The sequence below is a fragment of the Streptomyces sp. NBC_00193 genome, from assembly GCF_026342735.1.
Taxonomy (GTDB): domain Bacteria; phylum Actinomycetota; class Actinomycetes; order Streptomycetales; family Streptomycetaceae; genus Streptomyces; species Streptomyces stoeckheimensis.
Map to the genome: position 1 here is coordinate 10,961 of NZ_JAPEMM010000003.1, position 24,650 is coordinate 35,610.

At 71.7% G+C, this 24,650-nt stretch carries 24 protein-coding genes; 4 read left to right on the plus strand and 20 right to left on the minus strand.

Going from position 1 to position 24,650, the window contains the following annotated elements; all coding sequences use genetic code 11:
- Positions 1-34 precede the first annotated feature (34 nt).
- Positions 35-1,432 (plus strand): NDP-hexose 2,3-dehydratase family protein, encoded by a 1,398-nt coding sequence (locus OG898_RS35165; protein WP_250745277.1) that lies wholly within the window; start codon positions 35-37, stop codon positions 1,430-1,432.
- Positions 1,429-2,436 (plus strand): Gfo/Idh/MocA family protein, encoded by a 1,008-nt coding sequence (locus OG898_RS35170; RefSeq protein ID WP_266962792.1) that lies wholly within the window; start codon positions 1,429-1,431, stop codon positions 2,434-2,436. Before OG898_RS35165 ends, OG898_RS35170 begins: the two co-directional genes overlap by 4 nt.
- Before the next feature lie 134 nt (positions 2,437-2,570).
- Here OG898_RS35170 and OG898_RS35175 read toward each other — a convergent pair whose 3' ends face one another.
- Both OG898_RS35175 and OG898_RS35180 read right to left on the minus strand, forming a co-directional pair.
- Positions 2,571-2,990: an ester cyclase gene (locus OG898_RS35175; RefSeq protein WP_250745279.1), complete on the minus strand. Its 420-nt coding sequence runs from the start codon at positions 2,988-2,990 to the stop codon at positions 2,571-2,573.
- Positions 2,991-3,115: 125 nt separating this feature from the next.
- Positions 3,116-3,760 carry a dihydrofolate reductase family protein gene (locus OG898_RS35180; protein WP_250745280.1) on the minus strand — a complete coding sequence of 215 codons (645 nt, stop codon included), beginning with the start codon at positions 3,758-3,760 and terminating at the stop codon, positions 3,116-3,118.
- A 157-nt stretch (positions 3,761-3,917) separates the two neighbouring features.
- On the opposite strand from OG898_RS35180, the gene OG898_RS35185 reads away from it, so the two are divergent.
- Together OG898_RS35185 and rfbB are read left to right on the plus strand one after the other, a co-directional pair.
- Positions 3,918-4,985: a glucose-1-phosphate thymidylyltransferase gene (locus OG898_RS35185; protein WP_266962795.1), complete on the plus strand. Its 1,068-nt coding sequence runs from the start codon at positions 3,918-3,920 to the stop codon at positions 4,983-4,985.
- On the plus strand, positions 4,982-5,977 hold the full coding sequence (gene rfbB / locus OG898_RS35190; protein ID WP_250745282.1) for a dTDP-glucose 4,6-dehydratase: 996 nt from the start codon (positions 4,982-4,984) through the stop codon (positions 5,975-5,977). Before OG898_RS35185 ends, rfbB begins: the two co-directional genes overlap by 4 nt.
- A gap of 67 nt (positions 5,978-6,044) precedes the next feature.
- Here rfbB and OG898_RS35195 read toward each other — a convergent pair whose 3' ends face one another.
- The 18 genes from OG898_RS35195 to OG898_RS35280 all read right to left on the minus strand — a co-directional run bounded on the left by OG898_RS35195 (position 6,045) and on the right by OG898_RS35280 (position 24,584).
- Positions 6,045-6,659 carry a dTDP-4-dehydrorhamnose 3,5-epimerase family protein gene (locus OG898_RS35195; protein WP_250745283.1) on the minus strand — a complete coding sequence of 205 codons (615 nt, stop codon included), beginning with the start codon at positions 6,657-6,659 and terminating at the stop codon, positions 6,045-6,047.
- 156 nt (positions 6,660-6,815) lie between these two features.
- Entirely contained in the window at positions 6,816-8,339 is a 1,524-nt protein-coding gene (locus OG898_RS35200; protein WP_266962798.1) for a DHA2 family efflux MFS transporter permease subunit, read from the minus strand.
- A 164-nt stretch (positions 8,340-8,503) separates the two neighbouring features.
- Positions 8,504-8,971 carry an ester cyclase gene (locus OG898_RS35205; protein WP_250745285.1) on the minus strand — a complete coding sequence of 156 codons (468 nt, stop codon included), beginning with the start codon at positions 8,969-8,971 and terminating at the stop codon, positions 8,504-8,506.
- 127 nt (positions 8,972-9,098) lie between these two features.
- Positions 9,099-9,668, minus strand: a complete 570-nt coding sequence (locus OG898_RS35210) for a cupin domain-containing protein (protein ID WP_266962800.1) — start codon at positions 9,666-9,668, stop codon at positions 9,099-9,101.
- A gap of 57 nt (positions 9,669-9,725) precedes the next feature.
- Positions 9,726-10,670 carry a TauD/TfdA family dioxygenase gene (locus OG898_RS35215; RefSeq protein WP_266962802.1) on the minus strand — a complete coding sequence of 315 codons (945 nt, stop codon included), beginning with the start codon at positions 10,668-10,670 and terminating at the stop codon, positions 9,726-9,728.
- Positions 10,667-12,337 (minus strand): AMP-binding protein, encoded by a 1,671-nt coding sequence (locus OG898_RS35220; RefSeq protein ID WP_266962804.1) that lies wholly within the window; start codon positions 12,335-12,337, stop codon positions 10,667-10,669. Before OG898_RS35220 ends, OG898_RS35215 begins: the two co-directional genes overlap by 4 nt.
- The gene (locus OG898_RS35225; protein WP_250745288.1) at positions 12,327-12,980 is read right to left on the minus strand and encodes a thermostable hemolysin; all 654 of its coding nucleotides are present in this window, start codon (positions 12,978-12,980) and stop codon (positions 12,327-12,329) included. The genes OG898_RS35220 and OG898_RS35225 overlap by 11 nt, the downstream gene beginning before the upstream one ends.
- 43 nt (positions 12,981-13,023) lie before the next feature.
- Complete coding sequence (locus tag OG898_RS35230; RefSeq protein WP_250745289.1) at positions 13,024-14,208, minus strand: FAD-dependent oxidoreductase; 1,185 nt, start codon at positions 14,206-14,208, stop codon at positions 13,024-13,026.
- A gap of 40 nt (positions 14,209-14,248) precedes the next feature.
- The gene (locus tag OG898_RS35235) at positions 14,249-15,241 is read right to left on the minus strand and encodes an aldo/keto reductase (RefSeq protein ID WP_250745351.1); all 993 of its coding nucleotides are present in this window, start codon (positions 15,239-15,241) and stop codon (positions 14,249-14,251) included.
- 120 nt (positions 15,242-15,361) lie between these two features.
- Positions 15,362-16,249 carry an ester cyclase gene (locus OG898_RS35240; protein WP_250745290.1) on the minus strand — a complete coding sequence of 296 codons (888 nt, stop codon included), beginning with the start codon at positions 16,247-16,249 and terminating at the stop codon, positions 15,362-15,364.
- Positions 16,250-16,258: 9 nt separating this feature from the next.
- Positions 16,259-17,368 carry a 3-oxoacyl-ACP synthase III family protein gene (locus OG898_RS35245; RefSeq protein WP_250745291.1) on the minus strand — a complete coding sequence of 370 codons (1,110 nt, stop codon included), beginning with the start codon at positions 17,366-17,368 and terminating at the stop codon, positions 16,259-16,261.
- 2 nt (positions 17,369-17,370) lie between these two features.
- Entirely contained in the window at positions 17,371-19,734 is a 2,364-nt protein-coding gene (locus OG898_RS35250) for a beta-ketoacyl-[acyl-carrier-protein] synthase family protein (RefSeq protein ID WP_266962810.1), read from the minus strand.
- A 34-nt stretch (positions 19,735-19,768) separates the two neighbouring features.
- Complete coding sequence (locus OG898_RS35255; RefSeq protein ID WP_250745293.1) at positions 19,769-21,058, minus strand: beta-ketoacyl synthase; 1,290 nt, start codon at positions 21,056-21,058, stop codon at positions 19,769-19,771.
- Complete coding sequence (locus tag OG898_RS35260) at positions 21,055-21,504, minus strand: 3-hydroxyacyl-ACP dehydratase FabZ family protein (protein WP_250745294.1); 450 nt, start codon at positions 21,502-21,504, stop codon at positions 21,055-21,057. The genes OG898_RS35255 and OG898_RS35260 overlap by 4 nt, the downstream gene beginning before the upstream one ends.
- The gene (locus OG898_RS35265) at positions 21,501-22,778 is read right to left on the minus strand and encodes a beta-ketoacyl synthase (protein ID WP_250745295.1); all 1,278 of its coding nucleotides are present in this window, start codon (positions 22,776-22,778) and stop codon (positions 21,501-21,503) included. Before OG898_RS35265 ends, OG898_RS35260 begins: the two co-directional genes overlap by 4 nt.
- Complete coding sequence (locus OG898_RS35270) at positions 22,775-23,227, minus strand: 3-hydroxylacyl-ACP dehydratase (RefSeq protein ID WP_250745296.1); 453 nt, start codon at positions 23,225-23,227, stop codon at positions 22,775-22,777. The genes OG898_RS35265 and OG898_RS35270 overlap by 4 nt, the downstream gene beginning before the upstream one ends.
- Positions 23,228-23,261: 34 nt before the next feature.
- Positions 23,262-24,029 (minus strand): SDR family NAD(P)-dependent oxidoreductase, encoded by a 768-nt coding sequence (locus tag OG898_RS35275; RefSeq protein ID WP_250745297.1) that lies wholly within the window; start codon positions 24,027-24,029, stop codon positions 23,262-23,264.
- 132 nt (positions 24,030-24,161) lie between these two features.
- A complete protein-coding gene (locus OG898_RS35280; protein ID WP_250745298.1) occupies positions 24,162-24,584 on the minus strand; it encodes an acyl carrier protein in 423 nt (140 codons plus the stop codon).
- Positions 24,585-24,650: the final 66 nt, after the last annotated feature.

The window sequence follows — 24,650 nt, forward strand, 5'->3', positions numbered from 1 at the left end:
CCTGGGCATGCGGAACAAGGCGAAGGAGTCATTGATGATCACAGCCCAGACGGTGCCCGCGGACCTCGTTCCGAGCCTCGGGCGACGGTTCACGCTGTCGGCCCAGACCCTCGACAGTGCGGTGACGCCCAACCCGGTGTTCCGCGCGTGGTTCGCGGAGCAGCGGCGCACCAACCGCTACGACGTGCAGCGCATCCCCTTCTCCGAGCTGGTCGGCTGGCACTTCGAGGAGTCCACGGGCAACCTCGTCCACGACAGCGGCCGGTTCTTCTCCGTCGTGGGACTGGACGTGCGGACGGAGTGGAACGGGTACGGCGCGTCCTGGTCGCAGCCGATCATCAACCAGCCCGAGATCGGCATCCTGGGCATCGTCGTCAAGGAGTTCGACGGCGTCCTGCACTGCCTGATGCAGGCCAAGATGGAGCCCGGGAACATCGAGACGGTCCAGCTGTCCCCCACCGTGCAGGCCACCCGGAGCAACTACACCGGTGTGCACAAGGGCGCGGCCGTCAACTACATCGAGTACTTCCGGCCGCCGCGGGTGGGCTCGCGGGTCCTCTACGACTCGCTCCAGTCCGAGCAGGGTTCCTGGTTCCTGCGCAAGCGCAACCGGAACATGGTCGTGGAGGCCATCGGCGACGTGCCGGAGCACGAGGACTTCGTGTGGCTGACGCTCGGCCAGATCCACCAGCTGCTGAACGAGTCCAACGTGGTCAACATGGACGCCCGCACGGTGCTGTCGCTGATCCCCTCCTTCGCCAGCGAAGGCACTCCGCTGCACAGCACGGAGACCCTGCTGAACCGGCTCACCGAGATCAAGGCGCTCCGGGAGCTGGTGCAGACCACCATGCCGCTGTCGGACGTACAGCGCTGGCAGCGCACGGAGTACGCGATCGAGCACGAGACGGGGCACCACTTCAGCGTCATCGCCGCCTCCGTGCAGGCCGCGAACCGCGAGGTGAAGAGCTGGACCCAGCCGCTGATCGCCCCCGCCGAGCAGGGGCTCGCGGCCTTCCTGGTCCGCCGGATCGGCGGGGTGACGCACCTGCTCGCGCAGGCCAGGTCCGAGGCGGGCGTCCTGGACGTGGCGGAGCTGGGCCCGACCGTGCAGTGCCAGCCGGCCCGGGCGCTGACCCTGCCCCCGGAGCAGCGGCCGCGCTACCTGGAACTGGTCCTGCGGGGTCAGGGCCGGCTGCTGTACGACACGGTCCAGTCCGAGGAGGGCGGCCGCTTCCACCACGCGGGCAACCGCTACGTACTCGTCGAAGTGGGGGACGATTTCCCCCTCGACGTGCCCGAGGACTTCCTCTGGGTGACTCCGGGACAGCTCGCGGGCCTGCTGCGGCACAGCAACTACCTCAACATCGAGGCCAGGACGCTGCTGACCAGCCTGCGCGCGACCCGGGCGCTGGACGGGGAGTACGGCCTGTGAGCGGGACCGGAGGCACGAGCGGGACGGAGCCGCAGGCCGGGCGGCTGCGGATCGGTGTGCTGGGGTGCGCGGACATCGCCGAGCGCCGGATGCTGCCCTCGATGCTGAGGCAGCCGCTCGTCGAGGTGACGGCCGTGGCCAGCCGCAGGATCGAGCGGGCTCGGCAGTTCACCGAGCGGTTCGGCGGCGCCGCGGTGGCCGGGTACGAGCGGCTGCTGGAGCGGGACGACGTGGACGCGGTGTACGTGCCGCTGCCGCCCGAGCTGCACGTGGAGTGGACCCTGCGGGCGCTCGCCGCCGGCAAGCACGTGCTGTGCGAGAAGCCGTTCGCGACCCGGCTGGCCGACGCGGAGAAGGCCGTGTCCTTCGCCCGGGAGAGCGGTCTGCTGCTGATGGAGAACTTCATGTTCCTCCACCACTCCCAGCACGCGGAGGTACGGCGGCTGGTGGCGGAGGGCCTGATCGGCGAGGTCCAGCTCTTCGGCTCGGAGTTCGGCATACCGCTGCGCCCCGACGCGGGGCCGCAGGGGCTCCCGCGGCGCGCGAGCACCCTGCCGGAGGTCGCCGCGTACCCGATCCGCGCGGCCCGGCTCTTCCTCGGCGACGGACTGCGGGTGGCGGGTGCGCAGGTGCGCCCGGACAGCCCGTACGGTCCGCAGCCCTCGGGCAGCGCGCTGCTCGTCGCGCCGTCGGGGGTGGCGGCCCAGCTCGCGTACGGGGTCGAGCACGGCTACCGCAGCGGCTACGGGCTGTGGGGCAGCGAGGGACGGCTGCGTCTGGAGCGCGCCTTCAGTACGCCGGACGAACTCACGCCCGTGCTCCGGGTGGAGCGGGGCGGCACCGTCACGGAGATCCCGCTCGAGGCGGACCGGCACTTCACGAACATCGCCGGCGTGTTCGCCCGGGCCGTGCTGTGCGGGGAGGACTTCACCCCGCACACGGAGGCGATCCTGGCCCACGCCCGGCTCGTGGACGAGGTGGAGCGCGCCGCCGCCTCGTTCTGACGACGGGACGACTGGACGGCGGGACGACGAACGGCCGATGGGCCGGTGCGTGCGGTGGGGTCCACCGCGTGCACCGGCCCATCGGCCGTCGTCCGTCGTCCGTCGTCCGTCGTCCGTCGTCCGTCGGTGGGGAGCTACTCGCCCTGGCCCGCGTAGAAGTCGGCGCCGAGCTGGTGGAACATCCCCGCCACGTCGAGCTGGTCCCAGTGCTCGGCCAGCAGACCGTCCTCGACGCGCCAGATGTCGATCGTCTGGAATGTGAGGGTGCGGCCGGTGGCCGGTATGCCGAAGAAGACGCCCTGGTGGGTGCCCGAGTACTCGAAGCGGCCGACGATCCGATCGCCTTCCACGATCAGGTCGTGCACGAGGATCTTGACGTCCGGGAAGGCGTCGAAGATCTGCTGGAAGAAGGCCGTGTTGGCCTCGATGCCGTCCGCGACGATCGGGTTGTGGTCGATGTGTCCGGGAGCGGTGTGCTCGGCCATCGTGCTCACGTCGTGACTGTTGATCATGTCCACGAAGCGCTGGATGAGTTCGCGGTGGTTGTCAGACATATCGGGGTGCCTCTCTGGGCTCTCGCGTCGGTGGGCGGTGAACCGAGGATCCTCAACCCCGGTCGAGCCGTTCTGGAGGACGCCTGGCCCGAGCCCGGCCTGATCGGCAAGACACCCCCTGGCGGTCACTTCCGCCAGAAGAGGTGGTGCGTCACCCCGCTCGGGCTGGGAACGACGTCCAGGTGGAACCGGTCGAGCAGCTCGTCGGGGGACTCCCAGAGGCGGACTCCGGACCCGAGCTTCAGCGGTGAGACCACCACGTGCAGGGTGTCGACGAGGTCGGCGTCGAGGAACTGCCGGATGGTGGTGGCCCCGCCGCCGAGCCGGACGTCCTTGCCCTGGGCCGCCTCACGGGCCTGCCGCAGGACCGTGGCGGGGTCGCCGTCGACGAAGTGGAAGGTGGTGTCGGACAGTGCGAACGAAGGACGCTCGTGGTGGGTCAGGACGAACACCGGGGTGTGGAACGGGGGTTCGTCGCCCCACCAGCCCTGCCATGTGTGGTCGAGCCAGGGCCCGCGCTGGGGACCGAACTTGTTGCGGCCCATGATCTCGGCGCCGATGTTGCGGTCGTAGTCCCGCGTGAAGTAGTCGTCGAGGCCCCGGCTGCCTCCGGGATCGGTGCGCATGGGCCAGCTCGCCGTGGCGCCGGCCCAGGCGAACAGCCTCCCGGGATCGACGTGCCCGAACGGCCTCTCGAGGGTCTGGTCCTCGCCGGCACCGATCCCGTCGCTGGAGACGTTGAAGTTCTGGACCCTCAGCAGCTGAGCCACGTGTTCCTCCTGTGTTGGCGACGACGACGTTACTGAGACCCTCCGGTCCGGGAAAACTCATCGCTGCTTCCGGGTGACGTCTGCCCGGCCGGTCCCCCCGCCTTGCCCGGCCGGTCCCCCACCCCGGCTCAAGTGCCCGCTCCTAGCCTTCGGTGCCATGAAAGCTCTCGTGCTCTCCGGCGGGGCCGGAACCCGCCTGCGCCCCCTCACCCACACATCAGCCAAGCAGCTCGTTCCCGTGGCCAACAAGCCGGTGCTCTTCTACGGCCTGGAGGCGATAGCCGACGCCGGCATCACCGAGGTCGGGATCGTCGTCGGGGACACCGCCGAGGAGATCAGGGAAGCCGTCGGCGACGGGTCGAAGTTCGGGCTCCGGGTCACCTACATCCCGCAGTCCGCGCCCCTGGGGCTGGCCCATGCCGTGGTGATCGCCCGCGAGTTCCTCGCCGACGACGACTTCGTCATGTACCTCGGGGACAACTTCATCGTCGGCGGCATCCGCGGCCTGGTCGAGGCCTTCCAGGCGGAGCGGCCGGCCGCGCAGATCCTGCTCACCGAGGTCTCGGACCCGAGGGCCTTCGGGGTGGCCGAGCTGGGCCCCGACGGCCGGGTGGTGGGCCTGGAGGAGAAGCCGGAGTTCCCCAAGAGCAATCTCGCCCTGGTCGGGGTCTACCTGTTCACCAGCGCCGTGCACCGGGCCGTGCGCGCCATCGAGCCGTCCTGGCGCGGCGAGCTGGAGATCACCCATGCGCTGCAGTGGCTGATCGACGCGCGCGAGGACGTCCGCTCCACGACGATCTCCGGCTACTGGAAGGACACGGGGAACGTCGCCGACATGCTGGAGGTCAACCGCTCCGTCCTCGAACTCGCCGAACCGCACACCCGCGGCGAGGTAGACGAGGAGAGCGAGATCATCGGGCGGGTCCAGATCGACGAGGGCGCCAAGGTGAGCGGATCGCGCATCGTGGGGCCCGTCGTGATCGGGCAGGGCGCGGTGGTCTCCGGGTCCTACATCGGCCCGTTCACGTCCATCTCGCGGGACTGCCGGATCGTCGACAGCGAGATCGAGTTCTCCATCGTCCTGGACGGGGCCTCGGTGCGCGGCGTCAGCCGGGTGGAGGCCTCGATCATCGGACGCCACGCGGAGGTGACGCCCGCCCCGCCGGTGCCCGCCGCCCACCGGCTCGTCCTCGGAGACCACAGCAAGGTGCAGATATCCTCATGACCACGACACGCATCCTGGTGACCGGCGGAGCCGGGTTCATCGGCTCCCACTACGTCCGCACCCTGCTGGGCCCCCAGGGGCCGGGCGACGTGGAGATCACGGTGCTGGACAAGCTCACCTACGCGGGCAACCCCGCCAACCTCGACCCGGTCCGCGGGCACGCCGGCTTCCGCTTCGTGCAGGGCGACATCTGCGACGCGGAGCTGGTGCGGGAGCTGGTGGCCGGGCACGAGCAGGTCGTGCACTTCGCCGCCGAGTCCCACGTGGACCGCTCGATCCTCGGCGCCGGCGAGTTCATCACCACGAACGTCCTGGGCACCCAGACCCTGCTGGACGCGGCACTGCGCCGCCCGGGCGGCAGCGCCCGCTTCCTGCACGTCTCCACGGACGAGGTGTACGGCTCGGTGTCCGAGGGGTCCTGGCCGGAGACCGATCCGCTGCGGCCCAACTCCCCGTACGCGGCGTCCAAGGCCTCCTCCGACCTCGTCGCCCTGTCCTACCACCGCACGCACGGCCTGGACGTGCGGGTCACGCGCTGCTCGAACAACTACGGGCACCACCACTTCCCCGAGAAGGTCATCCCGCTGTTCGCCACCCGGCTGCTCGACGGGCTGCGCGTGCCGCTGTACGGGGAGGGGCTCAACGTCCGGGACTGGCTGCACATCGACGACCACGTCCAGGGCCTGGAGCTGGTGCGCGCCGGCGGCCGGCCCGGCGAGGTGTACAACATCGGCGGCGGCACGGAGCTCAGCAACAAGGAACTGACCACGCTGCTGCTGGACCTGGCCGGTGCGGGCTGGGACAGCGTCGAGCACGTGGCCGACCGGCTGGGGCACGACCTGCGCTACTCGGTGGACTGCTCGAAGATCTCGGCCGAGCTGGGCTACCGGCCGCGCAAGGACTTCGCCGAGGGGCTCGCGGAGACCTTCGCCTGGTACCGGGACAACCGCGCCTGGTGGGAACCCCTGCAGCAGCGGGCCGCCCTGACCTGAGGGGGCCGGCGGGCACACGAAGACGCGGCGGGCATGTACGGCGCCCGCCGCGTTCTCGTGCGCCCGATCAGCGGGCGGGGCGGTTCGCGTAGGAGTCCCCGTAGGAAGCGACGGCCTCCCGGTACGTCGGGAGCAGTCCGAGGGCGACGGCCTGCGAGAGGCTCGGCGCGGCGGCGTCCTTCTCGGACCTGATGTACGGCTCCGAGCCGTTCCACGGTATGCCGATCTCCGGGTCGAGCGCCTGGATGTCCACCATGGTGCCGGGCACGTACTCCTCGGAGCAGAGGTAGTTCATGCAAGTGTCCTCGGTCAGGGCGAGGAAGGCGTGGCCGAGGCCGTCCGCGAGGTAGACGCCGATGCCCGAGTCGGCCTCCTGGACGGTGGTGTCGAACATCCCGAAGGTGGGCGAGCCGACCCTCAGGTCCACGACCACGTCGAGGGCGGCGCCCCGGACGCAGGTCACCAGCTTGGCCTGGCCGGGCGGCAGCATCGTGCCGTGGATGCCGCGGAGCGTATTGCGCCGCGAGACCGAGAAGTTGACCTGCCGCACGGTGAACGGCTGGCCGGTCAGCTCGGTCAGTTCGCCGATGCGCCAGGCCTCGAAGAACCTGCCGCGGTTGTCCGACAGCGGCGACGGCGTGATCCGGAAGGCGTCCTGGATCTTCATCTCCTCAATGGGCATGTTTCCTCGGTTCGTTGTCGTAAGGGGTGAACTGCGGGCCGGGTCAGAGTCTGTGGCGGCCGGCTCCGGCAGCGCTCGGAGCGGGCTGGAGCGGACATGGCGACGGCCTCCGCGCGCGGGCGCGGAGGCCGTCGACAGGCGTACGGGGCTGCGGTCTCAGCGCACCGCGGCCGGTGCGGACTCCTCGGCGGCGGCCGGGGCCGGCGCTTCGGCGGACGGGGACGCGGACCGGGTCTGGGGCTGGGCCGCGGCCGTGGGCGCGGACTGCGCCACGGGCGGGCCGGCCGCCTTGCGGCCCGGGGCGATCAGCATGGACAGGGTCGCGGCGGCGACGGCGGCGGCGCCGACCCACATGGCGGGGACGAGGCCGTCGACGAAGTTGTCCGCCGAGGCGTACCCGCCGTTGGCGCTGAAGATCGAGGCCAGCAGGGCCACACCGAGCGCGGCGCCGACCTCGCGGGTGGCGGCGGTGACGCCCGAGGCGATGCCCTGCTCGTGCTCCTTGACCGAAGCCATCGTCAGGTTCATCAGCGGGGCGTAGAACAGGGCCATGCCCGCGCCGCAGATCATCAGGGAGGGCAGCTGGGCGACGTAGGAGGTGCCCGGTTCCAGGATGAAGGCCCACCAGACCATGCCGGCCGTCATCATGGCGAGGCCGACGGTGACCACCGGCTTGCCGCCGATGCGGTCGGAGACCATGCCGCCGAGCGGGGCCACGACCATCGGCATGGCGGTCCAGGCGAGCAGCCGGACGCCGGTCTCCATGGCGCTGTAGCCCTGGATGCTCTGGAAGAACTGGGTCATCAGGAAGATCGCGCCGAACATGCCGATCGACATCAGGGTGCCGGCCAGGTTGATCGCGGTGAACGCCTTGATCCGGAACAGCCGCATCGGCACCATCGGGTGCTCGGTGTGGTTCTCCCAGAGGACGAAGAGGACCATGACGACGGCTCCGCCGATCAGGGAGCCGAGCACCAGCGGCGAGGTCCAGCCGTCGATGTTGCCCTTGACGATGCCGAGGACGATGCCGAACAGGCCGATGCCGCCCAGGATGGTGCCGACGACATCGAGACGGGATCCGGAGATCTTGCTCTCCGCCAGCATGCGCAGCGAGACCGGCGCGAGGATCAGGCCGATCGGCACGTTGAGCCAGAAGATCCACTGCCAGGAGAGGTGCTCGACGATGGCACCGCCGACGAGCGGACCGGCGGCGACCGAGAGCCCGTTGACGGCGCCCCAGATGCCGAGCGCCGTACCGCGCTTCTCCGCGGGTACCGCGGCGGTCAGCAGGGTCACCGACAGCGGCATGATCATCGCCGCACCGGCGCCCTGGACGGCGCGCGCCGCGATCAGTTCCGAGATGCCCGGGGCGAGCGCCCCGGCGGCCGAGGCGGCCGTGAACAGCAGCAGGCCCAGGACGAAGACCTTGCGCCGGCCGAAGCGGTCACCCAGTGCGGCGCCGAACATCATCAGCACCGCGAAGGACAGCGTGTAGGCGTTGACCGTCCATTCCAGATCCGAGAGGCTGCCGCCCAGTTTGTCCTTGATGGTCGGCAGCGCAGTGATGATCACCAGCTGATCGAGCCCCGCCATGAAGGAGGCGACACTGGTGGTGAGGATGGCCCATAAGACCACCTTCTTGTTCCCACCGCCCGAGGCTGGGGGGTTGACGGCGCTCATTCAGAGCTTCCTTTCTGGAGGGTGACACATGCCGAGCCGGCGCTCCTGACGCTACGGACGGAACCTCAAGTTCAACTTGAGTTCCGGTCGGGGCGCCGCAACGCTGCGGGGCCCCGCACCGGCATCGGTACGGGGCCCCGCATCAGCGCGAAGGGCGTACCGGGTCAGCCGAGCTGACGCTGGAACGTGGCGATGTCGAAGTAGAGGGTCTCGTCGACCAGCACGTCGCCGTCGAAGTGGAAGAAGACGGCGACGGGGGCGTCGATGGACTTGCCGAGGTTGGGTATCCCCCGCCAGTCCGCCTCCTGCTTACCGCGCGCCTGCGCCTCGAGGATGACCGCGGTGGGGGTGTGGTGCACGTGGTGCAGCTCGTGCTCCAGGTTGGGGAAAGCGGCCTGGAGCTCGGCGAAGTAGCCCTTCTTGATGGCTTCCGCACCGATCAGCGGGCCCTCCTCGAAGGCCTGGATGCGGTAGATGCCGCCGCGCGGGAAGGTGGCGAGCACGCCGTCGATGTCCCAGGCGATCTCGGCGACCGTGTGCTCGAGGATGACCGCTTCGCGCTTCTTGCGCAGGTCGGCATCGGGCTGGGGCAGATCCGCACCGGGCAGGATGAACTCGTGCTCCATGGCCATGACATTCCTCCACGCGTTGACCGTCTTCTGATGCGGCTGACGCTAGGAGGCACGCCTCGGCGCACCCTCGATTCCGGCTCGAATGCCGGTTCGTGCGGGTGGACGTACGGGCGGACGTACGGGTCGGTCAGGCGGCGGCCCTGCTCTGCTCGGCGCGCTGGGGCGGGCGGTAGGTGGGGCGGTATCCGCAGGCCAGGCCGACGGGCGCGAGCAGGGTGGACAGGGCCATGTCGACGGCGTGGGGGCGGCCGGTGACGGCCCGGTACTCGTCGCGGAAGCCCAGGGCGAGCAGCGGCATCTGCAGGAAGGGGGTGCCGTCGGGGCGCAGCCTGCCCTCGCCGGCCAGTCCCCACAGGGTTTCGAAGAGCTGCTCGGTCCGGTAGGCGGGGGTGACGCGCCAGGTCATCCGGGTCCGCTCCGGACCGTCGTTCCACATCGAGTGGGCCACGCCCGGCGGGATGTGGAACTCGGCTCCCGCGCTGTAGGTGTGCAGGGTGCCGTCGAGCCGGACGTTGATCTGCCCGCTCTGGACCCGGAAGAGCTCGGTCTGCTTGGGGTGGTAGTGCGCGGGCGGCATGTGGGCGGCGCTCGCGTAGTCGACCTCCACTTCCAGGTAGGCGCCGTCCGTGTCGGCCGCCGTGGCCAGGAAGGTGAGCCGGTCGGCCCCCATGTGCAGGGTGTCTCCGGAGCGTGCCATCGGGTGTTCTCCCATCATCGGTCCGGACGGTCGGGACAGTCGGGACGGTCGGGACGGTCAGGCGGCGGGGGTCTCGATGTAGCTGAGGGCGTTGAAGATCGTGCGGTTCGGGTCGGTGATGGCCCGGCGTCCGTGCATGACGCGGGTGTTGTCGATGAGGGCGGCGTCGCCGTCCTGCCAGTCGAGGTTCTCCGTGAGGCGGGCCGTCACCGACTCGACCTCGGCGAGCAGTTCCGCGGAGAGCTCGGTGCCGTCGGCGAAGGTGATCTTCGGCTTCTCGTAGTTGAAGGAGGGCCCGAGGATGCTGTTGGCGAAGGAGGGCCGCTCGGCGAAGACGGTGCGGCCGGCCGCGGGGGTGCGGAAGGAGTAGCGGACTCCGCCGTCCTCCTGGGCCACGATCTTCGTGCCGGGGGTCCGGTCGCCGAGCGCGATGAGCTCCGCGACGTCGATCTCCTCGGCGGGCGTGGCGCCGCCGAGCAGGTGGTGGGCCATGGCGCGCCACTGCGCCTCGGCGACGTAGCGGCTGTAGACGATGTCCTGCGCGGCGAAGGCCTCGCGCGCCGCCGGGCTGAAGGCGTCCCAGACGCGGTAGCCGTCGCAGACGGTGGTCTGGGAGCCGGAGGACGCGGCCTTCTCGCAGAAGAACCAGGCGAGGTGGGAACGGAAGGGGCTGTTGCCGTTCTCGGTGTGCAGGCCGACCTCGTCGAAGCCGGCGTCCACCTTCTGCGCGACCTCGGAGTAGAAGTCGCGGGCGGGGTCGATGGTGGTCGAGGTGGACGTGGACTGCACCAGCGCGGTGAAGCCGGCCATGTCGGAGCCGGTGAAGCCCCGGAGCAGCAGGAAGCCCGCCTCCGCCAGCAGGTCGCGCAGGACCTTCGGGTCGATGTCCGCGAGGTTTCCGCCCTCGACGGGCTCCACGAGCAGTCCGGTGCCGGTGCCGTAGGGGGTGGTTCTGACAGCGGCGGCGGTCGTCGTGGCGGCGGTGATGACGGCGGAGGTCATGCCTTCTCCAGGTTCTCATCGGTGGGGTGTGGCTCGCTGTGGTGGGGCGTGCCGTGGTGCGGCTCGCCGTGGATGCGCAGGACGTGGGCCCGTACGACGTCGCGCCGGGGGCGTCCGGTGACGGTGAAGCAGGTGGCGTACCCGGGGTCGTCCTCGGGCATGAGGTGGATGACGGCGGCGCGTTCGATGCCGGAGAGGCGTTCGCGGCCGAACGCGTCGATCCGGCGCCGTGCGGTGGCGTGGTCCAGGCCGGCGTCGACGACGAAGAGGCCGTGGACCTGTTCGAGCCCGTCGGCGACGACCGCGGCCTCGCGGATGAAGCCGAGTTCGCGGTAGCGGGACTCGACCCACTCCGGAGAGACGTTGCGCCCGCTCGCGGTGATCACCATGCTCTTCTTGCGGCCGGTGATCCGCAGGTAGCCGTCCTCGTCGATCTCGGCGAGGTCGCCGGTGTGCAGCCGGCCCTGTTCGTCCACGACGACGCTGGAGGGGTCCTCCCGGGTGTACCCGGCGAACAGGGAGGTGCTGTGGATCAGCAGTTCGCCGTCCTCGGCCAGTTCGGCCCGCACGTGGTCCAGCGGGCGGCCCACGGTGCCGAACCGGACCTCGCCGGGGACGTTCCAGGAGACCACCGAGGAGTTCTCGCTGAGCCCGTAGCCCTCGTGGACGGTGAGTCCGTACGCGTCCAAGCGCTGCAGGACCTCGGCGGGCACGGGGGCTCCGCCGCAGGCGATGAAGACGGGGCCGTCGTGGCCGAAGATCCGCTGGTGCCGCTCGCGCACGCTCTCCCGGGGCTGCTCGTCGCACAGTGCGAGGAACAGGGCGGCGACCGTGGGCGGTACGACCAGGGCGGTGGGGCGGGCCTGGCGCAGCAGGGTGAGCATCCGGGGCCCGGCGTCGGCGGCGGTGCCGACCAGCGCGGTGCCGGGCGGCAGGAAGGACACCGACCCGCCCGTGAGGAAGGGCATGTAGAGCCCGGCGACCTGTTCGATGAGCAGGCTCAGGGGCACGACCGAGAGGTAGCGCGCGAAGTCGGCCGGGCGGATGCGTGCCCGCAGCGAGGTCAGCAGTTCGTCCAGGCCGTGCCGGCGGATCCGTACCCCCTTGGGGGCCGAGGTGGTGCCGGAGGTGTGGATGACCTTGACGACCGCGTCCTGCGCGGGGACTTCGGGGAGGGGCCCGGCGGCGGGCGCCCCGGCCAGCAGTTCCGGCAGGCCGACGGGGGTCACGGTGCAACCGGCCGGCAGGACGGCGGTCGCGGTGCTCGCCGTCCAGCGCTCCAGGGCGCGGGCGCCGCCGTCGTCGACGAGGCAGATGTCGGCGCTCTCCAGGAGGGAGGCCGCCTGTTCGGCGGTGAAGGCGGTGGGGACCGGGATCTCCACGGCTCCGCCGAGGAGGAGGGCGAGGTCGGCGACGACCCACTCGGGGGAGTTCTCGGCGAGCAGTCCCACCCGGGCGGGGCGGCCGTGCTCCCCGGCCCAGCGTTCCAGCCGTCCGGCCCAGACGAGGGCGGCGCCGATGATCTCGCGGTAGCTCCAGGCGGCCGCGGTGCCGGCGGGGGCGCCGTCCGGGCCGGCGGCGGCGAGCACGCGCACCATCACGGCGTCGCTGTCCGCCTGTTCCAGCAGTCTCCCGGCGAGGGACACCCGGGGTGTGTCACGCGGCACGGGTCAGCACCTTCGCCTCCGGGCGGTTGCTGACGAACCGCATGTCGATCTTCTCGAAGCAGTAGCGGCCGATGGCGGCGAGCAGCAGGGTGCTCTGCTCGGCGGCTATGGCGTACCCGACCATCGGCCGGGTCTCGTAGTACGAGCCCCAGGCGGCCGCCTCCTCGGTGGAGAGCCGGTCGGGCGAGGCGTCGGCGAGGGGGTGGAAGACCACGCCGAGGCGCTGCATCAGGGCGGCGAGCCGGTGGGTCATCGTCATCACCGCGTAGGGCCGGCCCAGGCAGGCCATGACCAGCGGGATGGACTTGATGATCTCGGCGCCCGCGGTCGCCCGGACCGAGGAGATGTTGCCGACCTGCATGACCTGGGAGCGCTTGACCGGCGCGTCGACGTCGGCGCTGATGACCTGCTCGACGGGGGCGTCGAGGTAGCTCTCCAGCAGGATGTCGGACCCCTCGGCGTAGGTGATGCCCGCGCAGGCGAGGGCTTCCTCTGTCCCGTCGTCGTTGTCCTCGAAGAAGGCGAGGAAGCTGTCCGGGTCGGGAGAGATGCTGGCCTTGTACTGCTTGGCGAACACCCGCTGGGCGAGGTCTGCGGCGACCAGCCAGTCGGGAGTGCCTCGCTCGGAAAGCGTGATTCTCATGTGCCGCCCCTTGGAGGGTGGAGTGGGAGGAGAGGAAGGGTTCTCAGCGCAGGCTGCCGACGGCGGTGCGCCGTGTCACCGGCTTGGCGGCGACGGCGAGTTCGGCGGCGTGCACGGCGCTGTTGATCGAGGTCTCGGCGAGGATGCCGGGGGCGGCGACGGCGTCGCCGATCAGGTAGACGCCGTCCCCGCGGTCGACGGCGGGGCGGTCGCGCCAGCTCAGGCCGGGCAGGTCGAGGGCTCCGGTGCGGCCCCGGGAGACTCCGTCGCGGCGCCACAGGATGCGGTCCTGCCAGCCCGGGGTCGTGAGGTCGAAGAGCTTCTCCAGCCGGGCCAGCGCCTCGTTCTTGGACTCGCCGGGACGCAGCGGCATGGCTCCCTGGAAGAGGGCCTCGCCCTTCGGGGCGAGCGAGGGGTCGTGGTCGGAGTACTGGGAGGTGAAGCCGCCCTCGTCCATGTCGAAGGAGACGTTCCCGTCCTTCTTCGACCGTGTCACGGCCATGTCGAGCAGGGCGGAGGTGCCGCTGGGCCAGTCCAGCGAGCTGTCGCCGAGCAGGCTGCGGGCCGAGGCCAGCGAGGTGGCGACGATCACCGGTCCGTCGGTGGGCAGTTCGGTGAGCCGCGACCCGGTCTCGATGACGACGCCGTGCCGCTTGGCCACCCGCTCCATGCGCTCGACGACGGTGCCCCAGCCGCCGATGAAGTAGCGGCTGGGCAGCGGGAAGCGGGGGGTGCCCACGCGCAGCAGCCGCTCCCAGACGAAGGCCGCGGAGAGCCGGCCCGGGTCGCCGTCGAAGAGGATGGGGCCGAGGAAGCCGAGGGCCTCGTTGACGGTCTGCTGCTCGAAGCGCTCGCTCGCCCAGTCCTGGAAGGAGCGGTCGATGGGGACCTCGATGTCCCGGTGGAGCCAGCACATCTTCATGTAGCCGCTCGGCAGGGTCATCCGCAGTTTGCCCTGGTGGCGGAAGCGCATCCGGGTCCACTCGTGGAACGACAGCCGTACGTAGCGGCCGGCCAGGCCGCGCTGGAGCAGCCAGTGCCAGACGGGCCCGTTGTCCATGATGGTGTGGGGGCCGTCGTTGGTGACGTAGGGCGCCGAGGCCGACCGGGCGCGTCCGCCCAGGTGCGAGTGGGCCTCGTGGACGGTGACGCGGGCTCCCTTCTCCGCTGCCGAGATCGCCGCGGCCAGGCCGGCCAGGCCTCCGCCGATGATCGTGATGTTCGCCATGGTCATTCACTCACTCACGTTGGGATGGACGGGTCCTGGCTCAGCCGTCGAGGGTGGCCATGGCGCCGGCGGGGTAGCGGTCGCCCACCGTGCTGCCGTGGGGGGCGATCCGGTCGAGGGCCGCGAGGTCGTCGGCGCTCAGCGCGACGGCACTGGCGGCGACGTTCTCCTCCAGGTACTTGACCCGCTTGGTGCCGGGGATGGCGACGACGTCGTCGCCCTGGGCCAGCACCCAGGCCAGCGCGAGCTGTCCGGTGGTGATCCCCTTGGCCGCGGCCAGGGCCTCCAGCTGCTCGACGACGTGCAGGTTGGCGTCGAGGTTGCCCTCCTGGAAGCGGGGGGCCACCCGGCGGAAGTCGTGCGCGGCGAGGTTGTCGAGGTTGCGGATGGCGCCGGTCAGCAGGCCCCGGCCGAGCGGGCTGTAGCCGACGAAGCCGATGCCGAGCTCGCGGACCGTTGCCAGGACGTCGTTGACCTCGACGTCGCGGGTGGACAGGGAGTACTCGGTCTGCACGGCGGTGAGCGGGTGGACGGCGTGGGCCCGGCGGATGGTCGGGGCGGCCGCCTCGGAGATGCCGAGGTGGCGCACCTTGCCGGCGGCCACCAGCTCGGCCAGGGCGCCGAAGGTCTCCTCGACCGGTACGTCGGGGTCGACCCGGTGCAGGTAGTAGAGGTCGATCCGGTCGGTGCCGAGCCGGCGCAGGCTGCCCTCGACGGAGGCGCGGATGTACTCCGGGCGGCCGTTCTGCTTGCCGGTGATCGTCCCGTCCGGGGTGACCTCGTTGCCGACCTTGGAGGCGACGACGACCTCGTCGCGCCGCCCCGCGATGACCTTGGCGACGAACTCCTCGTTGGTGTGCGGACCGTAGAAGTCCGAGGTGTCGAGCAGGTTCACGCCGAGTTCGAAGGCCCGGTGGGCCGTACGCAGGGCCTCCTGGTCGTCGGCCGGGCCGTAGGCGAAGGTCATGCCCATGCATCCGAGACCCTGCTCGGAGACCGCCAGCCCCTGGCTGCCGAGCTTTCGTTGCCGCATCATCATGCGCCTTCCGCGGTAGTTATCGACGCTAGGAATTCTAGCGTAGCTAGACTAGAGAACTGCCGGAGCCGCCCTCGAGGCTGGGCCGGGAGGGCGGCGACCGTCGTGGTGCCGAGGTCAGGCCGCGGAGCTCAGTTCGCTCGTGACGGAGGACCAGGTGTGCTCCCGCTCCGCCGTTTTCCCGGCGTGCTCGGCGTGCTCCGCGGCGAACGACTCCCAGGGATCGGCGCCGAGCGCCTCGGCCGCGGCCTCGCGCAGCCATACGTCGAAGGCGTCGCGGGACTGGCCCAGCCGCTTCGCGGCCCCCGCCGGGTCGCGCGCCTCCAGCCGGTGCACCAGCACGTCCCGGTCGCCGAGCCGCTGGAGGGCGAAGGACTCCTGGAGGATGCCGGCCCTGCGCCGCGAGGCCTCGTACTCCCTCAGGCGCGGCCCGGAGAACTCCGCCTGTACGTCCTTCCAGCGCGCGGCGCCGCCCTCGGGCAGCGGCAGCAGCACGGTGGCGGGCTCGACGGTCCGGCGCGCGGCCGCGCGGGCGGCGCCGCGCGCGGAGGGCGCCAGGCGGCGCATGCCGAGCACGGAGAGCATGTTGGACTCGACGCCGATGCCCCAGCGTTCGGCGATCAGGCCGTCGTCCAGCAGCCGCCAGACCACCACGCCCTGGAACTCGATGTAGCGCCCGGTGGGCGGCATGCCGAGGAACTCGCCCCGGTGCGTGCCGCGCCAGGTGTTGTGGATGACGACGTGGTCGCCGTGGGCGCTCATGTCCTCGATGGTCACGTGCAGGTCGGGGAAGCCCTCGCGCAGTCCCGCGATGGTGTACTTGACGCCCTCCAGCCCCTCGGGCGCACCCGGCAGCGGCTGGTGGTCGATCATGTCGGGGCTGTAGATCTCCTCCACGATGGAGAAGTCGCCCCGGTTCACGAAGGTGTCGAAGACCGCACGGATGGTCTTCTTGTTGCGCTCCTCCACGCTCACCGCGCTGCGCACCGTCTCTTGTATCGACACGTTCCGTCCTTAACTGGTGGGGAAGGGTGCTTCCCAGGTGAGGGTGAGTCCCGCGTACAGGTAGCGGCTGGCCTCGATCGCGAGCAGCAGCACGGTGTCCCCGGGCCGGATGCGGCCCTCGGTCCAGCCGGCGTCCAGCGCGAGGGGGACCGCGGCGGAGCCGGTGGCTCCCACGTCGGTGAGGTTCTCCACGATGATCTTGCTCAGGGTGGCCTGGTCCTCCTCGGACAGTCCGGCCGTGCCGTACTCGCTCGCGAAGTACTCGGCGTTGCCCTCCGGCAGCACGCACGCGTCGATGTCCGAGAGGGCGAGCCCCGAGCGGCGCAGCATGTCGTGGATGCCCTCCACGAAGACCTTGGGGCCGAACTGGGCGGTGCCGGGGATGTCGAGCTTGATGTCCATCAGGCGCGTGCGCTGCTGCTGTTCGTGCAGGGGGGCGTCGGTGCCGCCGCCGACGATCAGCATGCCGGGCTTGCGGGCGCCGCCCATGGACTGCGTGGCGAACACCTGGCGGCTGCCCTCGTGGGCCGAGCCCTCCTCGCCCCCGCGCAGCACCACGGCCCCGGCGCCGTCGCCGAAGGTGTAGACGGTGAGCCGGTCGCGCATCCGCACCTTGTGCGGGTCGCGGCCGAGGAAGACCGGTGCGAGCAGCGGCGAGACCGACTCCGCGCCGATGACGAGCGCGGTGCGGTAGGTGCCGTCGGCCAGCAGCCGCCGGGCGATGTCGAAGGCCTGGACGGCGCCCACGCAGCCCGCGCGGACCTCGATGACCGCGCAGTTCTCCAGGCCGAGCTGCTCCTGGACGTAGGTGGCCGCGACCGGCAGGAGGTAGTCCGGGCTGGCGGTGGAGAGCACGATCAGGTCGACCTCGGCCGCCTCCACGCCGGCCCGCTCCAGGGCCTGGCGGGCGGCGGCGGTGGCCATGGCGGAGGTGCTCGTACGGTGCTCTCCGGTGACCGGGTCCACCATCCAGTGGCGGCGCTTGACCTGGATGCCCTCCAGGACGTCGTCGGGCAGCGGCCCGCAGACCCGGGCCAGGGCGTCGTTGTCGAGGGGATCGCCCGGCAGGTGGGCGCCGGTGGCGAGGATCGATACGTGTCGGTCGGTGCTGGGTGACATGGTCAGTTCTCCGTAGCGGGACGCAGGACGAGGCTGATGTGGGTCCCCCCGAGCGAGGAGCTGTTGATGAGGACCGGCCCGCTCTCCAGGCCGTTGTCCCAGCCCGTGAGGGCGAGCACGGCCGCCAGCTGTGCGCCCGCACCCGCCGGTTCGCCGAGCGTCCGCTTGGGGGTGTGGACGGGGACGGAGCCCGCCCCTTCGAGCCGGCCGGCGGCCAGCTGCTCGGGGCCGTCGGCGCGTTCCAGGCCGGCCGCGTTGGCCCAGATCCCGGTCAGCTCGCCCGGCTGGACGCCCGCGTGGGCCAGGGCCCCGCGCATGGCCCGCTCCACGCCCTCGCCCTCGGCGTCCCAGCGGCCGATTCCCTGGGCGTCGCTGGTGGTGGTGTGTCCCGCGAACTCGGCCAGCACCCGGGCCCCGCGGGCCAGGGCGCTCGACTCGCGTTCCAGGACCAGGGCGATGCCCCCTTCGGACAGGGTGTAGCCCTCGTCCCCGAACAGGGGCAGCCCGCGGTAGGCCTCCAGGACGCCCGGGGAGAGGTCCTCCACCGCCGGGCACAGCACCGCGTCCGCGCGGCCCTGGAGCAGCAGGTCGTAGGCGACGGTGAGGGCCGAGGCCCCGGCCGCGTGCCCGGTGGTCACCGTCGAGGTGGGCCCCTTGGCGCCGACGTTCATGGCGACCTGGCCGGCGGCGGCGTTGAAGACGGTGTTGGGGAAGACGGCCGGGCTGCCGTAGGAGGGGCAGATGTCGAGGACGGGCTGCAGGAAGTCCTCGATGCTGCGCATCGGGCCCAGCCCGGTGCCCAGGACGACGCCGACCCGCTCGTCGGCGGTGAGGCCGGCGTGCTCCAGGGCCACGCGGCAGGAGGCCACGGCGAGCTGGCCGAGCCGGTCGACGCGGCGCCGCTCGGCGGGCGAGAAGTGCGCCGCCGGGTCGAAGTCCGCGCGCGCGACGCGCAGTCCGTCCTCGTTCGCGCCCAGCGGGCTGCCCGCGCGCCAGGCCCGCCACAGCGCGTCGGCGCCCGTACCGGCCGCGGTGATCGCGGCGAAGCCGGTGACCACCACCTTCTCTCCGGCGGGCGGGACCTCGGCGGTGAAGCGCCGCGCGTCCGGCCGGCCGAAGGCGACGCAGGCGTTGGCCCCGGCGAAGGCGAAGTTGTTCGAGAGCGCGGCGTCCATGGCCAGCGGGCGTCCGGCGTCGGGCACGGCGTCCAGGCCGCACTTGGGGTCCACGCCGGTGAAGTTGGCCGTGGGCGGGGCGATCTGCTCGACCAGCGCCTGGACGGTGACGATGGCCTCGACCGCCCCGGCGGCGCCCAGCAGGTGGCCGATCATCGACTTGGAGCTGCTCAGCGGGGTCTTCTCGGCGCTCTCGCCCAGCGCGGCACGGACCGCGTTGCTCTCGGCGGAGTCGTTCTTGGGCGTGCCGGTGCCGTGGCCGTTGATGTAGCCGACGTCCTCGGGGGCGAGGCCGGAGGCCCGCAGCGCACCGCGGATCGCACGGGCCGCGCCCTCGCCCTTGGGGTGCGGGGCGGTCGCGTGGTAGCCGTCCGCGGAGAGCCCGTAGCCCAGGACCTCGGCGAGGATCGGGGCGCCCGCGGCGCGGGCCACGGACTCCTCGACCAGGACGAGCATGCCCGCGCCCTCGCCCAGCGAGAGGCCGTCGCGGTCCTTGGAGTACGGGGCGGCCGGCTTGCTGGACAGCGACTGGAGGCTGGTGAATCCGGCCCACGCCGTCTCGGTGAAGGCGTCGCTGCCCCCGACGAGCATGGCGTCGGAGTGTCCCGAGCGGATCGATTCGACGGCGTGGGCGATGGCGTGGGCGCCCGACGCGCAGGCCGTGTTCACCGACAGCGACGGCCCCTTGAGGCCGAAGGCGCTGCTGAGCGCCTCGGCGATGGCATGCGGGGGCACCAGCAGGTAGTGCCGGCCGTCGTCCTCGGGGGCGCCGCCGGCCCGGGCTCTGCGGGCGAGCTTCTCCGCGCTGCGCAGCCCGCCGTTGCAGGAGCCGAAGGAGACGCCCCAGCGGTCGGCGGGCACGCCGCCGAGGTCCGCCTGGTCCAGCGCCTCCTGCGCCGCCGCCAGCGCGAAGTCGACGGCGGGCTCGCGCTCGCGTCCGCCGAAGGCGGCCAGGTAGTCGTAGGCGGGGGCGAGCTCGCTCTGGACCTCGCCGCCGATGTCGGTGCCGTAGCCCTCCATCGGCATGCCGCGCACCGGTCCGATGGCCGGGTACCCGGCCCGTACGCCCTCCCACAGCGCCGTGGCGGTGGCTCCCTGGGCGGTCACGGCGCCGACGCCGCAGACCACCACGGTCCGGGTCCGGCCCGTGCCGCCCGGCGCGGTGTCGTGCTCGTACACGTCGTCGGTCATGTCCGCTCTCCGTCCGGGGGTATGCGTATGTCCGTCATGAGGTCCGCCCCATGGCGATGGCCACCGCCTGGCCTTCCAGACCGCGGGCGAGGGCCAGTGCGCTGTCGGGCCGCGTTTCGCGCGGGGTGAGCGGTACGTAGTCCAGGTCGCACTCGTCGGCGGGGTGGTGCAGGTTCTGGGTGGCGGGGACGACGCCGGAGTTCAGGGCGAGCGCCGTGACGGCCGCGTTCAGTGCCCCGGCTCCGCCGACCAGGTGGCCGGTCTGCGGTTTGATGCTGCTGATCTGCGCCGCCTTGGCGGCCGTACCGAGCGCGTCGTGCAGGGCGAGGGTCTCGCTGGCGTCGCCCTGGACGGTGGCGCAGCCGTGTGCGGCGATGTAGCCGCCGTCGTGGAAGACGCCGCCCGCGTCGTCGAGCGCGCGGACGATCGCCCGGGACAGGCCGCGGGCCCTGGCCTGCGGGCTGGGCGGGCGTACGCAGTCGTTGCCCGCGCCGTAGCCGGTGACCTCGGCGTAGCAGTGGGCGCCGCGCGCCAGGGCGTGTTCGCGCTCCTCCAGGACGAGGAGGGCGGCGCCCTCGCCGAACACGGAGCCGCTGCGGTCCCGGTCGAAGGGCCGGAAGGCCTCCTGGCCGAGGTCGGTGCGGGTGGACAGGACGCCGAGGCCGTCCATCTTGGACATGGCCCACCAGCCGGTGGCGTCGTCGTACCCGCCCGCGAGCACGATGTCGGCCTCGCCGCGGCGTACGGTGCGCATGCCGCGGCCGATCGCCATGGCGCCGGCGTCGGCGGTGCCGGCGAAGTAGGCGTTGGCGCCGCGGATGCCGTACTTCTCGGAGATGTGGAAGCCGGCCGCGGGCTGCAGCCCCTCGACGAAGAACAGCGGGGCGATCACCGAGGAGGCCGTCTGGCCCAGCTTGTGGAGGTCGGGGGTGCCGTCCTCGGCGCGGACGGCCTGGAGCTGGGCGATCAGCTCGTCCATGCGGGGCATTTCCTTGTTGCTGCCGAGGAACAGCCCGGCGCGCTGGCCGAGGTCGCTCTCGCCGTCCAGACCGGCGTCGCGCAGCGCCAGGGTGGCGCCCGCCAGGGCCAGTTGGTCCCCGCGGCACAGCATGCGCAGGGTGCGCCGGCTGGCCCATTGCGTGGGGTCGAAGTCGGGGATCTCGGCGCCGATGCCGGTGCGCAGCGGCGCGGGGTCGTAGGCGCGCAGCGGGCCGATCCCGCTGCGGCCCTCGAGAAGGTTCTCCCAGGTGGGTGCGGCGCCCTGGCCGATCGCGGTCATCAGACCGATGCCGGTCACCATCACGCGCCGCCTGTCGTCGCTCATGCTGTGCCCTCCCTGGGCTTCTCGGCGCTCACCAGGGTGAGGAGGCGAGCGGCGGCGACCACACGGCCCTCGACCCGGGCGGTGGTCCGTACATCGGTCGTCTGCTGCGTGCGCCCCGTCACCTCGACGGTGATCTCGACCTGGTCGCCGGGGGCCACGAAGTGCTTCCAGCGGACGCCCCGTACGGAGGCGAGCCGCCAGCCGGCCGGGTCGCCGCCCGCGGCGGCCTTCGCCAGGTCGGCCATGCTCTCCAGGAGCAGCACGCCCGGCAGGATGGGGTGACGGGGGAAGTGGTGGTCGAAGACGGGCAGGGTGGCGGGGATGTTGCGGACGGCGACCGCCCGTTCGCCCGGGACGAGCTCCACGAGCCGGTCGAAGCCGGGGGGCACCTCGGCGGTGGCGGTGCTCGCGCCGGTGGCGGTGCTCGTCTGCGTCGCGGTGCTCACGCCTCCTCCTGCGGGGTGCCTATGACGATGCTGGTGTTGCTGCCGCCGAACGCGAAGGCGTTGATGAGGACCGCCGATACCGGCATGGAGCGCGCGGTGTTCGGTACGTAGTCCAGGTCGAGCCCGCGGTCGGGCCGGTCGAGGTTGAGGGTGGGCGGCACCAGGGAGTGCTGCATCGCGTTGACGGCCGCGAGGACGCCGAGTCCGAGGCTGGCCGAGGTCAGGTGTCCGGCCATGGACTTGGGAGCGCTGACCACCAGCCGCTGCGCCTCGGCGCCGAACACCTTCTTGATGGCGGTGGTCTCCGACTGGTCGTTGCCGTGCGTGCTGGTGCCGTGCGCCACGACGTAGTCGATGCCGCCGGTGCCGAGGCCGGATTCGGCGATGGCGCCTTCCATGGCCTGGATCGCTCCGGAGCCGTCCGGCGGGGAGTCGGTGATGCGGTAGGCGTTGAGGGTGGAGCTGTAGCCGAGGACCTCGGCGAGGATGGTGGCGCCGCGTTCGCGGGCCGCGTCCATGTCCTCCAGGATGACGGCGACGGCGCCCTCGCCGACCACGAAGCCGCTGCGGTCCGCGTCGAAAGGGCGCGAGGCGTGCTCGGGATCGTCGTTGTACTGGTCCGTCAGGGCCCCGAGCAGGCTGAAGCCGAGCAGGTCGAGCCAGGTCGTCAGCGAGTCGTAGCCGCCGGCGATCATCAGCTTCGCGTCGCCCTCCTGGATGGCGCGGTACGCCTCTCCGATGGCGTGCCCGGATCCGGCGCAGGCGGTGCTGATGCCCAGCATCGGACCGGTGCCGCCGACCATCCGGGCCATGGCGGCCAGGGGGACGTTCTGGTCGTCGGTCAGGGTGAGGGCGGGGGGCTGGCAGATGAAGGCGTCCGCCTGTCCGGTGGTGGCCCGCAGGTGCCCGATGTCGAGCAGGGCCTGGAGCTCGGGGCGCCCGACGCTGGCTCCCATGGCGACGCCGCGCTCGTCGGCGGCGTACACCTCCTCGGAGAGCCCGTCGATCCCGGCGGAGCGCACCGCCTCCCAGGCTGCCGCGACGCCGAACTGGCCGACGCGCGAGAGGTGCTTGCGCCCGACCTTCGCCGGGATGGCGGCCGCCGCGTCGAAGTCCTTGACCTGTGCGGCGATGCGCACCGGGAAGCCGGAGGCGTCGAAGGTGGTCAGCGGACCGACTCCGCTGCGTCCGGTGGCCAGGCCTTCCCAGGTGCTGTCCGCATCGTTCCCGAGAGGGGTGACCGCCCCGACTCCGGTGATGGCTACGCGCTTCATCCGACCGGTCCTCCGCCCTGCAGCTGTCGCGCCATGCGCGCCGTGTTCGCCGGGTCGTCGAGACGCTCGGCGTCGATGAGCGCGCACATGATGCCGCTCGCTTCCAGGACGGTCTCGCCGTCCACCGTGACGGTGCCGTCCAGGATCGCGGCGTCGTCGTTCATCGATTCGATCCTGGCCTCCATGCGGAGCACCTCACCGGGCACCACCGGACGGTGGGCGGTGGCCTCGCCGACGGCGAGCAGTGCCGCGCGCAGTGTGTGGTCGGTGCTGAGCATGATCAGCCAGGTGGCCGACTGGCACAGTGCCTCCAGCGCGAGGCCGAAGGGCAGGGCCGGGCCGTTCGCCGTGGCCTGCCAGTAGTCCTCGTCGACGGTGGTGACCTTGCGGGCGGTGATCCGCTCGCGTGGGGTCCAGGTCTCGATCCGGTCGATCAGATGGAATCGCATGGTCGTCTCTTCTTCTTCCGTTCCCTCCGGTCCGTTACGGGCGGCCGATGCCGAGCTGGGCGGAGAATCCGCCGTCGACGGTGAGCAGTTCGCCGGTGGTGTATCCGGAGTCCGGGCCGGCCAGGAACACGGCGGCCGCGGCGACCTGCTCGACGGTGGCGAAGCGGCGCAGGGGGATCTGGCGCTTGATGCTCTTGCCCCCGTCGCGCTGGAGCACCTCGCCCACCAGTTCGGTCGGGGTGAAGCCGGCGAGGACCGCGTTGACCCGTACGCCGAACCGCGCGAGTTCGATCGCGGCGGAGCGGGTGAAGGAGTTCAGGGCGCCCTTGGAGGCGGAGTAGTTGGACTGTCCGATCCAGCCGCGCTCGCCCATGGCGGAGGAGATGTTGACGACGGTGGCGTCGCCCTGGGCCATGAAGTGCTCCATGACGGCGTGCGTGCAGTGGTACGCCCCGCCGAAGTTGACCTTCATGACGTTCAGCCAGGCGTCCGGCGCGCCTTGGTAGATCAGGCCGTCGTCGCTGGTGCCCGCGTTGTTGACCAGCACGTTCAGGGAGCCCAGCTGACGGATGGCCTCGGCGACCAGTTCCGCGGCCTGCTCGGGGTCGGAGACGTCGGCTCCGATCGCCACGGCCCGGCCGCCCGCCGCCTCGATCTCCTTGACGACCGCCAGGGCGTCTTCCCGGCGTGAGCGGTAGTTGACTGCGACGGCCGCCCCCTGTTCGGCCAGGGCCAGGGCGATGGCCCGGCCGATGCCCCGCGAGGCACCGGTGACCAGGGCGGTGCGGTCCTTCAGCTTCATCTGTCTCTTCCCGTTTCTGCTACGAGGTGGGCGTCCTGGCTGCTGCGGCCGACGGGCGCCATACGGGCCCCGGCGCCACCCCGCACCCGCCCGGCCCCGCGGTCCGGAGCCGGGCGGATGCGGGACGGGATGTCAGGCTGCGGCGGCCGCGTGGGCGCGCTCGGTCAGCAGATCGGTGAGGTTCTGGACGGTGAACAGGCCGAGGACCCCTTCGGCGGTCAGCGGCTCCGCGAGCTGGTTGCGGTCGAACTGCGGCAGGACCTTCTCCAGGTGGGTCAGGCCGGTGTCGTTGACGACCTCGTTCTCGTCGCCGAACTCCTCGTCCGGGATGCCGCCCTGGAGCAGGTTGGCGATGTCGGCCACGGTGATCTTCACCTTGGTGGCGCGCTCCAGCCGGAAGAGGATGTCGAGCAGGTCGATGGACTCGGCACCCAGCGCCCCGAGGAGGGTCGCGTCGGGAACGGCCTCGGCCTCGTCGATGCCGAGGGCGTCGGCTATGGCGGCCTGGACCGCGGGGAGGTAGTCGGTCGACAGGGTGGTCAGGGTTTCGGGCACCGTTTGCTGCCTTTCAAGTGGATTTCGCGAAGGGGAACGAAAGGAGTGGGGGGGAAGGGACGGAGA

Bases quoted from the DNA above. Each gene is read 5' to 3' on its own strand.
- OG898_RS35255 (WP_250745293.1), bottom strand. From the start codon at position 21,058: ATGAGCGACGACAGGCGGCGCGTGATGGTGACCGGCATCGGTCTGATG.
- OG898_RS35195 (WP_250745283.1), bottom strand. From the start codon at position 6,659: ATGCCCATTGAGGAGATGAAGATCCAGGACGCCTTCCGGATCACGCCG.
- OG898_RS35175 (WP_250745279.1), bottom strand. From the start codon at position 2,990: ATGTCTGACAACCACCGCGAACTCATCCAGCGCTTCGTGGACATGATC.
- OG898_RS35265 (WP_250745295.1), bottom strand. From the start codon at position 22,778: ATGAAGCGCGTAGCCATCACCGGAGTCGGGGCGGTCACCCCTCTCGGG.
- OG898_RS35185 (WP_266962795.1), top strand. From the start codon at position 3,918: ATGAAAGCTCTCGTGCTCTCCGGCGGGGCCGGAACCCGCCTGCGCCCC.
- OG898_RS35250 (WP_266962810.1), bottom strand. From the start codon at position 19,734: ATGACCGACGACGTGTACGAGCACGACACCGCGCCGGGCGGCACGGGC.
- rfbB (WP_250745282.1), top strand. From the start codon at position 4,982: ATGACCACGACACGCATCCTGGTGACCGGCGGAGCCGGGTTCATCGGC.
- OG898_RS35215 (WP_266962802.1), bottom strand. From the start codon at position 10,670: ATGACCTCCGCCGTCATCACCGCCGCCACGACGACCGCCGCCGCTGTC.
- OG898_RS35200 (WP_266962798.1), bottom strand. From the start codon at position 8,339: ATGAGCGCCGTCAACCCCCCAGCCTCGGGCGGTGGGAACAAGAAGGTG.
- OG898_RS35230 (WP_250745289.1), bottom strand. From the start codon at position 14,208: ATGGCGAACATCACGATCATCGGCGGAGGCCTGGCCGGCCTGGCCGCG.
- OG898_RS35210 (WP_266962800.1), bottom strand. From the start codon at position 9,668: ATGGCACGCTCCGGAGACACCCTGCACATGGGGGCCGACCGGCTCACC.
- OG898_RS35270 (WP_250745296.1), bottom strand. From the start codon at position 23,227: ATGCGATTCCATCTGATCGACCGGATCGAGACCTGGACCCCACGCGAG.
- OG898_RS35245 (WP_250745291.1), bottom strand. From the start codon at position 17,368: ATGTCACCCAGCACCGACCGACACGTATCGATCCTCGCCACCGGCGCC.
- OG898_RS35235 (WP_250745351.1), bottom strand. From the start codon at position 15,241: ATGCGGCAACGAAAGCTCGGCAGCCAGGGGCTGGCGGTCTCCGAGCAG.
- OG898_RS35205 (WP_250745285.1), bottom strand. From the start codon at position 8,971: ATGGCCATGGAGCACGAGTTCATCCTGCCCGGTGCGGATCTGCCCCAG.
- OG898_RS35165 (WP_250745277.1), top strand. From the start codon at position 35: ATGATCACAGCCCAGACGGTGCCCGCGGACCTCGTTCCGAGCCTCGGG.
- OG898_RS35275 (WP_250745297.1), bottom strand. From the start codon at position 24,029: ATGAAGCTGAAGGACCGCACCGCCCTGGTCACCGGTGCCTCGCGGGGC.
- OG898_RS35225 (WP_250745288.1), bottom strand. From the start codon at position 12,980: ATGAGAATCACGCTTTCCGAGCGAGGCACTCCCGACTGGCTGGTCGCC.